Below are 16357 nucleotides of genomic sequence, written 5' to 3'. Positions count from 1 at the left end.
CCTATTGCTCAAACATAACACAAAGATCAACAGCCTCTAGAATAGCTAAGGAATTATGATGAAAGTTAATGCAAAAAATAGAAACCGTCGTTTACGTAAAAAATTACGTGTTGAAGAGTATCAAGAGTTAGGTTTTGATATTGGCTTTAAATTAGATGACAAAAGTACTGACGAGCAAGTTGATACATTTATGAACAACTTTTTTGCAGAAATTATTGAACCACAAGGTTTAGGTTTTGGCGGCGAAGGCGATACCTTATGGCATGGCTTAGTTTGTACACAAAAACTAGGTAAATGTACTGAAGAACACCGTAAAAGTGTTGAAAAATGGTTAACTGATAATGGCGCTACAGCAGTTTCAGTTAGCGAGCTATATGATGTTTGGTGGGCTGTATAGTTACCAAATAAAGATTTATAATATATTTTTAACATACTCATTAATCCTTTAATAAATTAAGAAACGTTATGACTGAACAAAAAAACCATAAAACCATTGAGCAAGCACAGCAAGAAGGCAAGTACATAAGAAAAGTACGTAGCTTTGTAAAGCGAGAAGGTCGATTAACTAACGGCCAAGCGAAAGCTCTTGAGCAATTTTGGGATGTTATGGGGCTTAGTCATAACCAAGGTTTAATTAATCCTGAGGCGTTATTTGGTAATACTAACCCTGTTGTTTTAGAAATAGGTTTTGGTATGGGCAAGTCGTTAGTTGAAATGGCTAAGAACGCGCCTGAATTAAACTTTATTGGTATTGAAGTACATAGACCTGGTGTTGGTGCATGTATTTCATTAGCGCAGGAAGAGGGCGTTAATAACCTTAAAGTTTATGAACATGATGCGATTGAAATTTTAGCTGACTGTATTCCTGACGGTAGCTTAACTACGGTGCAGTTATTTTTCCCTGATCCTTGGCATAAAAAGAAACATCATAAACGTAGAATTGTGCAACCTGAGTTTGTTGAAACTATTCGCCAAAAACTCAAAGTGGGTGGCGTATTTCATATGGCAACCGATTGGGAAAATTATGCTGAATGTATGCTAGAAGATATGAGTACAGCACCGGGTTATAAAAACTTATCTGAAACGAACGATTATGTACCTCGTCCTGATTCTCGCCCGTTAACTAAATTTGAGAACCGTGGTCAGCGTTTAGGGCATGGCGTTTGGGATATTCAATTTCAGCGTGTAAATTAGTATAAAATATAATTAACCTGAGTTAGGGGTAATTAGAATAGAATGATAAAAGCTCTTTATTAAGTTAATCAACTGGGTATAAGAGTGGTTCACGGTTAGAACTTTATTTTACAAGGTAAAGGATAGAATAATGAATACAGTAGGTGGAAGCAGTTAATAAATACTAAGGGATGAGTTTACTGTTTTCCTATGAACAAAAACTTTAACTGAGCTCCCTTATGAATATTATGCTCCATCCCTCTAAAGCGGATCCTAAACGCTTTAGAGTTCAAGATAAAATACTAGGTGTACAAAAGTACTTTAGCTTAAATGATAAAGCGGCTGCTGATAAGTTTTGGCAAGAGTGCATGCAAAAGCGTAAATATAGAGCACTACGCTTAGAACTTCCAATCAATCAAATTTTTAATGACGATGGCTCTGTTAAAGGTTTACAGCGTAAAATTAGACATCGAAGTGATAGGCCTGCGTATGAATGCCTTGAAGTTCAGTTAAGTACTTCAAAAGGTCAGAAAAAAACAGAAATAACCCTAGCTAACAAAACATTTGAATGCGCCTATAAACAGGCGCAAGATAAAATACTTGCCATGCTCAATATTGAACGTACTTACGAAATAACTAAAATGTTTAACGAAACCAAAAGGCTTTATTGGTAACGGGTATAGAAAACTATAAATACTCTTGCTCTACATGAAAAAGGTGCTGGCTGTTGCGCAAGTTACCTGTGCTTATTAACCATTCTTCATCAATGATTTCGTGAATTAACGCGGCCTTTAAAATACGGCTTTTGTACTGTGTCCAATAGTAAAGTGTCGCTTGTTCGTGTATCTCGTTATTGGGAAATAATTCACATCTATTTTCATTAAGATCTTGAATGATTTTTTCAATAACTTTAGGTTTTAACTCTTTTTCAATAAGTACTTTAAAGCGAGTAAATTGCTTTGCTTTAAATAGTTGCCAAATTAGCCAAGCTAATATTAATACGGCAATAACAACAATAAATTCCACACTATTCTCTTTTTACTGCTCAGATCTACTCGTAGATTTGGCTGACTCAGTTTTAGTTATTTAAATGTTTATACAGATTAGCATCATACTAAATTAGCTAAGCAGGCGTTAAGTAATTTTCCAATCAATAGGTTTATGGTTATTTTTAGTTAACCATGTATTTGCTTTTGAAAAATGCTGACAACCAAAAAAGCCTCGATAAGCTGAAAGTGGGGAAGGGTGAGGTCCAACTAACACTAGGTGTTTATTCTTATCTATATTTTTACCTTTTTTCTGAGCATGGCTGCCCCACAATATAAATACGCAACCTTGGTTGTGTGTATTTATTTCTTGAATAATATTATCGGTAAACATTTCCCAGCCTAACTTAGCATGTGAGTTAGCATTCGCTTTTTTAACGGTGAGTACTGTATTTAACAATAATACGCCTTGTTCAGCCCAAGCTGTTAAGTTGCCATGGTTAGGTGTAGTAAAACCTTCTATATCGGTTACTAGCTCTTTATACATATTGACTAATGAAGGAGGAACCTTAAAACCTTTAGCGACTGAAAAAGCTAAACCATGGGCTTGAGGTTCGCCTAGTTCATTACAGCCGTGATAAGGATCTTGCCCTAGTATTACGACTTTCACGTCTGATAAGTCAGTGAAGGTAAAAGCGTTAAATACGTCATCAACTTTAGGGTAAATTATTTCGCCGTTTTCACGTTGCTTAGTGATGGTTTGTGTAAGTTCTTTGAAATAGGGTTTGCTTTGTTCTTGGCTAATAATACTTTGCCATTGTGGGAGTATCTTCATGTGCTTGTAACCTTTCAAACATTTGGCTGATATAAAAAAGGCAACCAATAGGCTGCCTTAATCGTATATTTTTATCTAATGCATGCTTAAATCAATAATTTAAGGCTTAAGCTTTAGCTAATAAGTATTTACGTAATTCGCTGAAGTCAGCGGCCATATCAACTGAAAGAATAGTCTCACTTGCGCAATCAGCTAGTTCTTTAGGTAAACCAATTGGTTGGCCTAATGTGCTCTCTACTACGTCTTTAAACTTAGCAGGGTGAGCCGTACCTAAAAATACACCAAACTCATTATCTTGAGCGCCATATTGTAATGCTTTAAAAGCAACGGCTGCATGAGGTTCGCTGATGTAACCTAATTTAGCTAATTGGATCATGGTAATTTGCGTTTGTTCTTCATCAATAGATACTGAACTTACGCTGTCTTTATGCACTATACCTGTTTTAAGCATATGCTCTACACGTGGCCAGTTGTTAGGGTTACTAACGTCCATAGCATTAGAAATAGTAGCAACAGTGTCATGAGGTGACCATTCGCCAGTTTCTAAGTAACGAGGAACTGTATCGTTTTCATTTGTTGCGGCAATAAAGCGCTTAATCGGTAAACCTAATGCTTTAGCAAATAAGCCCGCTGTAAGGTTGCCAAAGTTACCACTTGGAATTGAAAATACGATGTTGTCTAATTTCTTAGTACCTTTTTGGCGAGTTAACTGAGCAACGGCTTCAAAGTAGTAACAAATTTGCGCTAATAAACGACTGATGTTAATTGAGTTAGCTGAGTTTAAGCCTATAGTGTTTTTAAGCTCTTCATCATCAAATGCTTTTTTCACTAACGCCTGACAGTCATCAAAATCGCCATCGATAGCAATAGTTTCAATGTTGTCGCCTAAGGTAGTAAACATTTTTTCTTGTAGTAAGCTGATTTTGCCTTTTGGATACATAATTACAACACGAATGTTGTCGATACCATGAAAAGCATGAGCTACTGCAGCACCAGTATCACCTGATGTAGCCGTTAAAATAGTGATTTTTTTGTCTTTGCTAAATGCTTGTAAACATTTAGCCATAAAACGTGCGCCAAAGTCTTTAAACGCTAATGTAGGACCATGAAACAATTCTAAAATTGCACGGTCTTCACTAATAGGTTGAATTTGAGCAGGAAAGTTAAAAGCAGAAGTTATTATGTCTGTAAGCTCTTTTTTTGTAAGATCTTCGCTAACAAAAGGGAATAAAACTTGAACGCTACGTTCTACTAATGGCATAGCAAGTAATTCTTCAATATTGTCTAATTGAGGGATTTCTTGAGGGAAAAATAATCCCTGATTTTTACCTAAACCTTGTTTTACTGCGCCAGAAAAACTGATCACTTCATCGTTTTCTTTAAGATTATAAAATTTCACTATTTCTATTTCCTACTAATTTTTGTTGCTAACCCGCCGCGAAGGGCCGTTAGTATATAATAAGTTGTTGTACTATTCACTTCTGTAATCAAGAGCAACTTATAAAACGCATGCGCCTATATCATCTACTTTACAAACATGAACAAAACCTAAGTCTGTTTGTAGGTAGTTAACTTTAAGCCAGTCAGCCATTTTTTGCGCTAGCTCTTGAGATTCAAAAACACTGAAAAGTGTAGGGCCTGAACCTGAAATACCCGCAGCTAAGGCACCTTGCGACATTAAGTGTTTTTTAGCATCGCTAAACTTAGGGAGTAAGTGTTCTCTGTATGGTTCTGCTATTACATCTTTTACTACAGCAAAGGCTTCGTGTTTGTCGCCTCTATGGCAAGCATCAACAAATGTTGCTAAATTTTGTGCAAAGGTTATGGCATCTTTTCTGCTGTAGCTAGTAGGTAAAACTTCTCTAGCAGCTTTAGTTGATACTTCAATACCTGGATAAGCCATTACATAATAACAAGCTTCAAAACCCGGTAAGGTTTTACAAATAATTTGCTCGTCTGGCACCATTAATTGTAAGTTACCTAAATAACATGGTGCTACATTGTCATAATGTAAACTACCACTTATTTGAGCTTCCATTTGGCCCATCATGAAAAGCATACTTTTTTTGCTAAAGTAAGCTTGGTTTAAGTTATGAGCTTTTTGGTAATAAGCATTTAAGCCTTCTAAGGCAGCTACTACTGAACAAGCACTTGAGCCTAGCCCACTACCTACTGGCATTTTTTTATCAAGTACCATTTTTACCGGTTCAACTTTATGGCCAGATTTTTCCATTTCTTTATTAAAAAGTAAAAGGCTGTGCCATACAATATTGTCGGTAGGTGCGCCGGGTAGTTTGTTAGCAAATTCGCCAATAACCACTAAGCTATCTTCTTCTGCTGCTTCAACAGAAACAACATCACCTAATAATGTGCCATCAATAGGTCTGACTGCTAAACCTAATATGTCAAAGCCAACACTTAAATTACCAATAGATGCTGGCGCGAAAACAGAAACAGACATTAGTGTTGTTGCTCCCATGCTAATGTTCTTAATATGTCACCAAATACACCTGCAGCAGTAACGGCAGCACCTGCGCCATAGCCACGTAATACAAATGGTAGTGGTTGATAGTAACTACTGTGAATGGCTAAAGCGTTTTCACCATCTTTTATACTGTAAAGAGGGTGGTCTTGGCCTACAGCTTCTATAGATACTTGGCATTTACCGTTTATGATATTACCAATATAACGTAGTACTTTGCCTTCAGCTTTCGCTGCTTGAACACGTTCATTAAACTTAGCATCGATAGACTTTAAGTTGCTCATGAATGTTGCAACGTCACCACTATCGTCAAAATCACTTGGTAATACAGGTTCAATGTTGATGTCAGAAATTTCTAATTGCATACCTGCTTCACGTGCCATAATCAGTAGTTTACGTGCTACGTCCATACCGCTTAAGTCATCACGTGGATCAGGTTCAGTAAAACCATTCTCTTTGGCAATAGCTGTTGCTTCTGAAAGAGGCATACCTTCTTCTAATTTACCAAACATGTAAGATAACGAGCCTGATAATATACCTTCAAAACGTTGTAATTCGTCACCTGCTTTAAGTAAGTTTTGGAAGGTGTCAATTACCGGTAAGCCAGCACCTACAGTTGTTTCGTATAAAAATCTACGGTTAGATTTTTGAGCTGCAGCGCGAAGTGCTTGGTAGTATTCCCAAGAATCGGTATTGGCTTTTTTGTTTGGTGTAACTACGTGAAAGCCTTCTTCTAAAAAGTCTACATAGCTCATGGCTAATGCTTCATTAGAAGTTGAGTCTACTAATACTGGGTTGATTAAATTGTTTTCGCGTACGAAAGCTTTTAGGTTTTCAGCGGTTACAGGAACGGCATCTTTACCTAGCGCATCTTTCCAGTTTTCTAGATCGATACCTTCTTGGTTAAATACCATGCCTTTACTGTTTGCTAAGCCGTAAACTTTAATAACAATGTTTTGCTTTGTTAATTTAGCTTGTTGACGCGCTATTTGATTAATCAGTTCACTACCAACAACACCACAACCTACCATGAAGACGTCAATGGTTGGTTTGTGAGAGAAGAAATTTTGATGGCTTACTTTCATTGCCGCGGTACATTTACGTTCTTCAATAACTACCGAAATACTTCTTTCTGAAGAGTCTTGTGCAATAGCTACTACGTTAACTTGTGCTTGCGCTAATGAACTAAAAAATTTAGCAGCAACACCACGTTGTTGATGCATACCATCGCCTACTAGAGAAATAATAGATAAGTTGCTGGTAAGATTTAATGGCTCTAATAAACCGTTAAGTAATTCTAGTTCGAATTCGTTTTGTAAACTTGTTCTTGCTGCTTCTGCATCATGAGAGTGAATACAAAAGCTAATGCAGTATTCGCTTGACGATTGGCTAATTAAAATTAAAGAGATGTTTTCACGGCTCATCGTTGCAAATACACGGCTTGCCATGCCTACCATGCCTTTCATACCTGGGCCAGAAACGTTAACCATAGTCAAGTTATCTAGGTTCGAAATAGCTTTAACTTTTTTCTGTTGGTCGTTTTCGTTAGCGATTAAAGTACCTGGTGCTGATGGGTTTCCAGTGTTTTTGATTAAACAAGGAATATGGTACTGAGCGATTGGACCAATTGTTTTAGGGTGTAAAACACTTGCACCGAAATACGAAAGCTCCATTGCTTCTTGGTACGATAGGTAATCAAGCAAGGTTGCTTCTTTTATTACACGAGGATCTGCGTTGTATACACCATCAACATCTGTCCATATTTCACAACATTCTGCTTGTGCACATACTGCTAAAACGGCAGCAGAGTAATCTGAACCATTACGACCTAATGTGGTTACTTGTTTTTCGCTATTTACACCAATAAAACCAGGCATAATCGCAATGTTATGTAAGTTAGGGTAAGTCGCTTGGAAAGCTGCTTTACATTTTTCTAATTCAGCAACGGCATTAAGTGAAACATTGTTAGTATATAAAAATTCTTCAGGCGCTAAAATTGATACTTTTTCATTTTGAGCAACAAGTACTGACTCAAGTAAAGCAACACTTAATCTTTCACCCATGCTGATGATTCTTGCTCTGATATGTTCAGGGCAGAATGAAAGCATGTTTGCACCTTTAAGGTATTGGCCTAAGCTATGTTCCCACTTTGCTAATGTTTGCTCTGAATGCTCACGATTAAAAGTAGATAATTGCGTACTTAAGTCTTCAATAATGGTATCAATTGCGTGTTTAAATGCTGTTAAGTCAGAGGCTAGTTTGGCTTCATCGTTAATATTTTCAGCCATAGCGACTAAATGATTTGTTACGCCTTGAGGCGCAGAAACCACTACAGCTACTGGTGTTGTTGAACTTTGATCTTTGATGATTGAAGCAACTTGCAAAAACCTACCAGCATTTGCTAATGACGAACCACCAAATTTTAATACACGCATTTTCAATTCCTCTTAATACAAAAAAGCCCGTGAGTGTAAGGTCACGGGCTTTGATAAAATCTTTCGTTTTTACATTAGCCAGCGACTACCGTCCAAATAATGGTAGTAGTGTTAGTCGTAATAATAATAGCGTTGCTGATTAATGTATTCATGATGCGTAAAATGCCTGAATTAGCGGATTCTGTCAAGGGTAGTTTTGAATAAAGGTGAATCGATAATTGAATAAAAGAGATGATTTTTGAATAAAATATAGAGTATTTGCATAAGTAAGATAAAATTAGGTTTAAAAAATCGTTTGTGGCTTAATTCATTTTTTACATTAATTTATAGTAAAAAAAACTAAACCATTCATAAAGTAGATATTTTTTTGCACTTTGGGTTATTGAATTTTTATTTTAGTCTTTGTTATAAAATGAAAAAAGCAAAGCCCCTATACAATTAACAAGCAAATAGTTATCACAGAAAGAATCGTTGATACAATATAAATGCCTGTGATTTTATAATTATATCTATTGAATTTCATAATAATTCTCACTTTAAACATGATGAATAAAAGTTTGGCTTAGCTTTATCTGAACTAAATGTTAAAGCTAAATTTATGCCAATACGTTTTTATTTTTAGATTATTATTTAAACAAAAAGTTTAATTTATTTTTATAGAAAATCAATTTTATGAGGGAGGGGTTACCAGTGCATTTTAGTTTGGTGTTGTTTTAGCCACTGATCTGCTTGTTTATAATGAGGCATGTGTTTTTCAACTAACCCCCAAAATTGTACAGAGTGATTTAAATGTTTAATGTGGCAAAGCTCGTGAACAATTACGTAATCAAACACCCAAGTAGGTGCCATTATTAATAAATAGTTAAAACTTAACTCATGTTTGTTATTGCAGCTTCCCCAGCGAGCTTTATAACGTTTTACTTGATACGAAGCCGGAGTGATTTTAAGTTGTTTAGATAGCTCTGCTAACCGGTAAGCTAAATAATTTTCAGCTTGGTCTTTCATCCAGTTAGCTAATTGCTTTTTAACTTGTTTTGATAAATAGCTATGATCTTCCTGTTTTTTCTCTACCAGTAAAGGTAGTGTTAAGTTAACTTCATTTTCGGTTATGTTTATTGAATTATTGGCTTTGCTTCTTTGATATCGAATGCATAGTTTTTTTTCAAGCCCGTAAATCAGTATGGTGCTGTTAGGAAGGTAAGTGGGTAATACAGGAGCACAGTGTTGCCTATGCGCGGCAAGTTTATTAAGGATCCAAGGGGTTTTATTGGTGATAAGTGTTTGAATAAAATTAGGAGAGACACCTTTTGGCGCTCTCACAATAACTTCATTATTTTTTATCTGTAGTGCTATGGTTTTACGTTTGTCACTACGAATAACTTTATAATTAATACTCATAATATGAATATCTTAAAATTTGTTGATAAAGTTATTCAATAACGCTTTCAGATTCTTTAACTGGCGTATTGGCTATATCGCTCGCTGTTTTACTTTTCGTTTTTCTTACTGCTTTTTTAGGAGCTGTTTTTTCTTTAATAGCTTCAGCTACAACAACTTGGTCTAATGTTTCTGCTGTTATTTCTTCTGTTGCAAGTGGTTCTTCAATGGCGTTATCTACGGGCTCTATTTTGGCTTTAGGTTTAGCTGCCGCTCTTGGAGCTGGTTTGGCCTTTTTGGCTTGTAGTGCAATTAAAACGTCTTCACGGTTTTGCGCTAAGTAAATACTTAATTCTTCTTTTATTTCGTCATTCAAATCAAAAGGTGAGGAGTCTAACATGGCAGTTAAATTATCTGCCATATCAAGCATTTTATCGTAATCATCTGCTGCTTTTTTGTCCATGAATGTTTGAACCTCCACACCGTGTCGAATGACAACAAACCGACTTTCAACTGCCATTTTTATTCCTTACCTAACGAATATTTATATTATCGAGTAAACTCTGGGTCTTTAATAACGTTTTTACAAAAAAGATCCTGCTAACAATATCATTTACATATGTATATAACAACAGTGCTTTGTGTCATTTTTGTTATATATAGATTTTCATTTTACTTATTTAAGATTGAAATAGCTGTTAATCGAGCAGTTGTCGTGTTCTTACGTTACGGCCTTTTAATTTGTCTTGCGAGAGTTTCTTTAATGCTTTTTTAACAACACTTCTTTCTACTGCCACATAGGCCCACGTAGCGCCTAATTGAATTTTTCCAACTTGCGAGCCTTCAATGCCATTATCGCCAGTTAATGCACCTAAAATATCACCGGGTCTAATTTTTTGTTTTTTACCCGCATCAAGTTGTATTGTTGTCATTTTAGGTTTTACTGGTGTTGTGCTTAATACGCTTGCATCGGGCAGCAATTCGCTTTCTATTGTTTTATTTAAGTAATCTTCAAGTAAGCCAAACTTGTAAGACTCTTTATCGCTGTATAAAGTACAAGCTATTCCCTTACTTCCTGCGCGGCCTGTTCTGCCTATGCGATGCACATGTACTTCGCTATCGTGTGCAATTTGGTAATTAAAAACAGCATCAAGGTTATCTATATCGAGGCCTCTGGCTGCAACATCGGTAGCAACCATAATTGAAGCACTATTATTAGAAAATCGTACTAAGGTTTGATCCCTATCGCGTTGCTCTAAATCACCATGTAAAGCGACGGCACTAAAACCGAAGTTATTCAGGGCATCAGCCACCATTTGTACTTCTCTTTTGGTATTACAAAATACAATTGAGGTTTCTGGCTTATGTGCAAGTAGTAGTAATCTAATCGCATCAATGCGTTGTACGTCGTCTTCTACTTTGAAAAAATGCTGTGCAATAGTTTGTTCGGTATGCTCACTTTTTGCTTCGACCATTTCTGGTTTATTCATTATTTTATTTGAAATAGCTTCAATTTGTTTTGGGAAGGTGGCACTAAATAATAACGTTTGGCGTTCGCTAGGTATTTGGCTAATGATAGCGTCGAGTGAGGCTTGAAAGCCCATTTCAAGCATTCTGTCTGCTTCGTCTAACACTAAAGTATCTACGTCGTTAAGTGTTAAGGTTCCTCGACCTAAATGATCTTCAACGCGTCCTGGCGTACCAACAATAATATGAGCGCCATGCTCAAGTGAGCCTACCTGTGGCCCAAAAGGCACACCACCACACAAGGTTAATATTTTAATATTGTGAATGGTTCTGGCGAGTTTTCTTAATTCTTTGGCAACTTGATCAGCAAGCTCGCGGGTAGGGCATAACACAAGCGTTTGGATACGAAATCGTTTAACGTTAAGTTTGTTGAGTAAACCTAAACCAAAAGCTGCTGTTTTGCCTGATCCTGTTTTTCCTTGCCCTATAAGATCTTTACCTGACAATATATGAGGTAGACTTTGGGCTTGGATTTCTGTCATTTCTTCATAACCAAGAGATATGAGGTTATGAAGTAGATCAGGATTTAAATTTAAAGTTGAAAAGGCGTTAGCAGTCAATGGGAAGATCTCGTTGTAAACATATGACGGCTATTTTACATGGTTTACTTTTTATTTGTCAGAGTTTTGTCGGCTTTGTTTATTGTCTATACCTGTTACCAATTAATATGCGTATTTTAGAGCATTTGAGCGATATCAATTCAAGGTAATGCTTTTCACAATAATGGCCGTTCCTTTATAAAAAACATTGTTGATGAAGTGATTTTACTCAAGCGCCATCTACGATGGATCTAAAAACCATGCTGAAATTGTATGAGCTAATAATTGAGGTTGTTCTAACGGTAACATGTGACCTGTATTTTTAATAATGTGTAAGGTTTTATTCTGTTTTTTTGATTCTTCTATCTGTTGTTCTATACGTGATAATTTAACTAAAGAGTCGCTATCGCCCACACAAAACCTTATTGGGCAATTCAGTTTGAATAATTCAGGTAATAAATTTTCTCGTTGTGTTGTTACATCTAATTGATGGAGTAATACGTTTTTACCTAAGGCTTTATCCATAGCTCGAATAGTTTGTTTTATGTGTTCGTTAGCGTGTGCTGAAGGGTGTAATAAATGATGTATGCGTTTGTCGGGTATACCATTATATCCGTTAGACTTTATCCATTGAATGGTGCGTGATCTTTCTTTTTTTTCTTTATCAGGTAATGCACTCGACATGTTTGAAACAAGTAATAGTTTTTCTATTTTACTCGGGTATTTAAGGGCGATATTTGATGCTAAATAACCACCTAACGAAAATCCAACAAGGTAACTATTGTTTGCAATGAGGTTTGATAAATATTCAGTTATTTCATCAATTGTTTTTAATGAAGGTATAGGTAAATGTATCAATTGGGTATTACTAGGGAGTAAAGTTGATAGTGAACCCCACACATGGGTCCATAAACGTTCGTCACACATAGTGCCAGATATGAAGTAAATTGTATCTTTTGAACTTGTCATAGAAATATACCGTGCAATTTTTGTAAATATTATTACTATTATTTTATAGGGTACTCTTTGTATTTACATTGCTTTTATTGAGAGTAGTTGTTAAAAATAACAAAGTAATTACTTCATACAGTATAGGTTTTATTATCAATGGAAATAACAAGTAAAAGTGAGTTAGATGATTTTTCTAATTTAAATGTGTTAATTATTGATGATAATAGGCTTGTACATGACTTTTTAAAACATACCTTTTTTAACTTAGGATTTAAAACGGTTCGATGTGCTGAAAACGCTCATCATGGTTTAGCTTTATGCGAAGAAACCCGCTTTCATATTATTATTTGTTCGTTTAATGTGAAAAGCGATAAAGATGGTTTTCATTTGTTAGAAGAGCTTAAGTTTAAAGGGCATGTAAATAAAACAACTATTCTGATTTTTTTAAGTACTGAAACCGACGAATCTTTAGTTAACTCTATTGTTGAACTACAACCTGATGATTTTTGGGTTAAACCTCTTTTGCCTAAAACCGTTATAGCTAGAATTCAATATACCTTAGATATTAAAAAACACCTTTTTAACTTATACAAAGCGATTGATCTTAAAGAGCCTTCAAAAGTTATTTATTATGCTGAGCGATTTTTATTAGATAAAGCATTAGCTAAATATCACCCTAATATTCAACGGATGAAAGGTGAAGCTCTAATTAATTTGCTTGAATATAAAGAAGCTGAAGTTTTTTTTAAAGAACTACAGTCTAAATATCGATATGCTTGGGTTTATTTAGGTTACGTAAAAGCTTTATTGAAACAAGGGAAAATGGCTCAAATTGAAGATCTGTTAGTTGAGCTTTCTAATAAACCAGATACTCGCTTTGCTCTACATGATTTATTAGCTCAATATTACATGGAGCAAGAAAATTATGAATTAGCGTACGAAGAAATTAAAAAAGCCACTAAGCTGTCACCTCGGAATATAGAAAGAAATAGAAAGTCGTGGGATTTAGCACGATTAAATCATGATCATATGGGGCAATATATAGCCACCAAAAATATCGCAATTAATGCCAAAAACTCTATTCACGATTCTCCGGCATTAATACTTAATGTTATACGTTCAGGAATTGATTTAGCTTGCGCTATTACGGATGAATCTTCTAATAAGGTATTGTCAGAAACAGATCAGTTTATAAGAAAGTTAGAGCATGAATATAAAGAAATAAATCAATTTAGAGAGCAAATAACTGTAGTAAAAGCTCGCCTTCATAATGTACGAAATGAAAATGCTAAAGCCAAAAAATTAGTCGAAATGCATTTATCATTAAAACCGACAGAATCGGTTGAAGATAATTTAGATAAAGTGAAAGTTTTCCACGAATTAGGTATGAGAGAAGAAGCATTTACTTTACTAAAAGCGGTAAAAAACCAAGTGTCTGGCGATTCTTTAACGAGTGAAGTATTAAGTAAATATGTAGAGCAAGAAACAGATGAACGCTCTGAAATTAATTTTACTCCTAAACAGCTCAATAGTATGGCTGTAGAGTTTTTTCAAAAGAATAAACTTTTACCTGCTTTAAACTCTGTAATTCAGGCATTAAAACTAGCGCCCAAAAACGTTAAGTTATTATTTAGTTTGTTGAAAATCCTTATTGTGATGAAAAAACGTGAAGAAATTACCCCTGAACAAACTAAATTAGCGATAGACGCAATTGAAAAATTAGAAAAAACACCTCTTGATGACAATAAGTTGCACGTATTTAGCGACTTAAAAATAAAATGGCATAATAAGTAATACGTTAACGTGTATGTTGAAATGAGTGTTTATTATGTAGTTTAAGTCTTTTATATTTTAAACCTACCATTAAAGTAAGTTAATTTTACTCTGCTAATAAACAACACAACACTTATCTCTGGTTTATCAGCATTTTTATTGTTAATTGATAATCCTTTTTTTGATGAGGATAACTACTTTCTATTAATTAAGTATGACCTTTTCCTTATTAACTCGTTCTATCTATACAGAATAAATATTCTTTAAAGCATACGAAGTACTTTTACAAATGTTAAAAAAAGGTTAACATAAGGTTAAGTTTATAAGATCCGATAGGTTTTTATATTTAGGTTATTAAGTTTAATTAGCATATTTATATTGATTTAAGTGCCGTTTATCTAGCCTTCATAATTTCAGGGAATGCAAATGTCCATTACGTATAAAACACGAACTCAACTTGTTGTTGAAACTATTAGAGAAAAGATCTTAAGTGGAGAAATAAAGGCTGGACAACCTTTACGTCAAGCAGCGCTAGCAACTGAATTAAATGTTAGTCGTATACCTATTCGTGAAGCATTATTACAATTAGAAGCTGAAGGTTTAGTGGCTTTTGAAGCGCATAAAGGAGCTACAGCAACCGAGCTTAATGTAAGTAGAGTCGATGAGTTATTTGAACTACGCGCCTTACTAGAGTCTGATTTACTTGCGTCATCAATTCCCAATCTAACAGATGAAAAATTAGAAGAAGCAAGTAACTTATTACATCAACTTGATCGCGCTTTAGGTACAGAAAATGCGGCTAATAAGTGGAGTGAATTAAACTCTAGCTATCATAATTGTTTATATTCAGCTTCTAACAAACCACAAACATTAGAATTAGTTAATACGCTTAATAAAAATGCTGATCGTTATATTCGTATGCATTTACTATGGGCGGGTGGTATCTCTAAAGCCGAATCAGAACATAACGAAATACTGACTCATTGTAAAAATAAAGACGTTGAGAGTGCTATTGCTGTCTTAAAGAAACATATTTTAGGTTCTAAAGATGAGATAAGATCTTTTCTGATTGACCGTGAATTGGCAAACGCTTAATTTACCCTTTTAACCTATCGAATATCCGATCAGTAAATAACAAGATAAAACAATGTTTCATCTTGTTATTTTTTGCTTACAGAGCAAGGCATTATTGACATTTTCTATTATGCTCTATATATTCACGTCGCTTGAGTCCCTGTATTTACACTCTAATGTTCATCAAACTATAAATATCGTTTGAGCTAAGTTAGCGCACAGCGAGTACTAATAATTGTTCCCATTTATGTTTTTTTGCTTGCTTGAAGATAAGTTTAGCGTATAAATAATTTTGATTGTTTGTAGGAATCATAAATACATAACAATATTCACTTTACTTTAGCTCGTATAATCTAGGTATTTCAGATAACGATGTAGAGTTGAAATATTTACAATTAAATTAAGTGTCTCGTCTCTATGAGTGTATTGTTCCAGAGCAGCCGAGTTATAAACTGAAAGTTCAACAACTCCTTACTATGCTATAATTTATTGGTACTTTTTGAACTTATTATTTTTGTCAATTGCGTTTAGGGTTTCCATGTGAGTATGCAATTAGAGTTTTTTGATGTTCCTAGTCCTTGTGTTGGAATTTGTCAGTTAAATGACAAAGGCCAGTGTTTAGGATGTTTTAGAACACGAGTAGAACGTCAAACATGGACAAACATTAACTCTGATGAAAAACAAAAAGTGATCAAGCGTTGTATTCAACGTAAAAAACGCTTTGAAAATAAAGTGATAACAAAAGTTAAAATAGAAGAAGAGAGTAAAGTGGTTCAACCTTCTTTGTTGGATCCTCCGGTTAAAAAAACATTAGATACGTCTACAGATTTCGACTTTGACGATTTTGAATTGTAAATCATCAAGTTAAATAACCAGCGTTGAAATTAAATAGGTTGCTAGCGTAACTAATACCTTATATGATATGCGCTCTTTTAGAGCTTAAACATATTTGCATGTTAGTATTGTATTAAGTCACTAAATTGCCCCGATAGCTCAGTTGGTAGAGCAGAGGATTGAAAATCCTCGTGTCCCTGGTTCAAATCCGGGTCGGGGCACCATATAATATAGTTAAAATATAACTAAAGCCTGCATTTATTGCGGGGGCGTTCAAAATTCTGTGTCAGCTTAAATTCTTAAATATCGAGCACGCTGTCTAAACGTCCCTCAAAATAAATCGCTAACTGAGATAAACAAAGGCTCCAATT

At 34.9% G+C, this 16357-nt stretch carries 15 protein-coding genes and 1 tRNA gene; 7 read left to right on the top strand and 9 right to left on the bottom strand.

Annotated elements, in window-relative coordinates; genetic code table 11:
- The first annotated feature begins 55 nt into the window (after positions 1 to 55).
- The 3 genes from B0X80_RS19255 (at position 56) to B0X80_RS19245 (ending at position 1847) form a co-directional block, all read left to right on the top strand.
- Complete coding sequence (locus B0X80_RS19255) at positions 56 to 397, top strand: 50S ribosome-binding protein YggL (RefSeq protein WP_245825503.1); 342 nt, start codon at positions 56 to 58, stop codon at positions 395 to 397.
- Between the two features lie 68 nt (positions 398 to 465).
- A complete protein-coding gene (gene trmB / locus B0X80_RS19250) occupies positions 466 to 1194 on the top strand; it encodes a tRNA (guanosine(46)-N7)-methyltransferase TrmB (RefSeq protein ID WP_077343272.1) in 729 nt (242 codons plus the stop codon).
- A 218-nt stretch (positions 1195 to 1412) separates the two neighbouring features.
- Positions 1413 to 1847, top strand: a complete 435-nt coding sequence (locus B0X80_RS19245; RefSeq protein ID WP_077343270.1) for a hypothetical protein — start codon at positions 1413 to 1415, stop codon at positions 1845 to 1847.
- Between the two features lie 13 nt (positions 1848 to 1860).
- Here B0X80_RS19245 and B0X80_RS19240 read toward each other — a convergent pair whose 3' ends face one another.
- From B0X80_RS19240 to B0X80_RS19200, 9 genes are all read right to left on the bottom strand, one after another.
- The gene (locus tag B0X80_RS19240) at positions 1861 to 2199 is read right to left on the bottom strand and encodes a hypothetical protein (protein ID WP_077343268.1); all 339 of its coding nucleotides are present in this window, start codon (positions 2197 to 2199) and stop codon (positions 1861 to 1863) included.
- 108 nt (positions 2200 to 2307) lie between these two features.
- Positions 2308 to 2994 carry a uracil-DNA glycosylase gene (ung, locus tag B0X80_RS19235; RefSeq protein ID WP_077343266.1) on the bottom strand — a complete coding sequence of 229 codons (687 nt, stop codon included), beginning with the start codon at positions 2992 to 2994 and terminating at the stop codon, positions 2308 to 2310.
- 106 nt (positions 2995 to 3100) lie between these two features.
- The gene (thrC, locus tag B0X80_RS19230; protein WP_077343264.1) at positions 3101 to 4393 is read right to left on the bottom strand and encodes a threonine synthase; all 1293 of its coding nucleotides are present in this window, start codon (positions 4391 to 4393) and stop codon (positions 3101 to 3103) included.
- Positions 4394 to 4492: 99 nt separating this feature from the next.
- Entirely contained in the window at positions 4493 to 5455 is a 963-nt protein-coding gene (thrB, locus tag B0X80_RS19225) for a homoserine kinase (protein ID WP_077343345.1), read from the bottom strand.
- Entirely contained in the window at positions 5455 to 7911 is a 2457-nt protein-coding gene (thrA, locus tag B0X80_RS19220) for a bifunctional aspartate kinase/homoserine dehydrogenase I (protein WP_077343262.1), read from the bottom strand. Before thrA ends, thrB begins: the two co-directional genes overlap by 1 nt.
- A 684-nt stretch (positions 7912 to 8595) precedes the next feature.
- A complete protein-coding gene (locus B0X80_RS19215; RefSeq protein WP_077343260.1) occupies positions 8596 to 9309 on the bottom strand; it encodes a M48 family metallopeptidase in 714 nt (237 codons plus the stop codon).
- A gap of 31 nt (positions 9310 to 9340) precedes the next feature.
- Positions 9341 to 9808, bottom strand: a complete 468-nt coding sequence (locus B0X80_RS19210) for a YebG family protein (RefSeq protein WP_077343258.1) — start codon at positions 9806 to 9808, stop codon at positions 9341 to 9343.
- Positions 9809 to 9986: 178 nt separating this feature from the next.
- Complete coding sequence (gene dbpA, locus B0X80_RS19205) at positions 9987 to 11375, bottom strand: ATP-dependent RNA helicase DbpA (protein ID WP_077343256.1); 1389 nt, start codon at positions 11373 to 11375, stop codon at positions 9987 to 9989.
- A gap of 219 nt (positions 11376 to 11594) precedes the next feature.
- Positions 11595 to 12323: an alpha/beta fold hydrolase gene (locus B0X80_RS19200; protein WP_077343254.1), complete on the bottom strand. Its 729-nt coding sequence runs from the start codon at positions 12321 to 12323 to the stop codon at positions 11595 to 11597.
- Between the two features lie 138 nt (positions 12324 to 12461).
- Here B0X80_RS19200 and B0X80_RS19195 point away from each other — a divergent pair, with 138 nt between their 5' ends.
- From B0X80_RS19195 to B0X80_RS19180, 4 genes are all read left to right on the top strand, one after another.
- A complete protein-coding gene (locus B0X80_RS19195) occupies positions 12462 to 14099 on the top strand; it encodes a response regulator (protein ID WP_077343252.1) in 1638 nt (545 codons plus the stop codon).
- A 405-nt stretch (positions 14100 to 14504) separates the two neighbouring features.
- Positions 14505 to 15173: a GntR family transcriptional regulator gene (locus B0X80_RS19190; RefSeq protein ID WP_077343250.1), complete on the top strand. Its 669-nt coding sequence runs from the start codon at positions 14505 to 14507 to the stop codon at positions 15171 to 15173.
- A gap of 525 nt (positions 15174 to 15698) precedes the next feature.
- Entirely contained in the window at positions 15699 to 16007 is a 309-nt protein-coding gene (locus B0X80_RS19185; protein ID WP_077343342.1) for a DUF1289 domain-containing protein, read from the top strand.
- Between the two features lie 127 nt (positions 16008 to 16134).
- A tRNA-Phe gene (locus B0X80_RS19180) sits at positions 16135 to 16210 on the top strand.
- The last annotated feature ends 147 nt before the right edge of the window (positions 16211 to 16357 follow it).

Origin of the sequence: Pseudocolwellia agarivorans (assembly GCF_002000085.1) — a bacterium.
GTDB classification, from domain to species: domain Bacteria; phylum Pseudomonadota; class Gammaproteobacteria; order Enterobacterales; family Alteromonadaceae; genus Pseudocolwellia; species Pseudocolwellia agarivorans.
The sequence above is the reverse complement of the archived record's forward strand: the minus strand, read 5'-3'. Positions and strand labels throughout refer to the sequence as shown.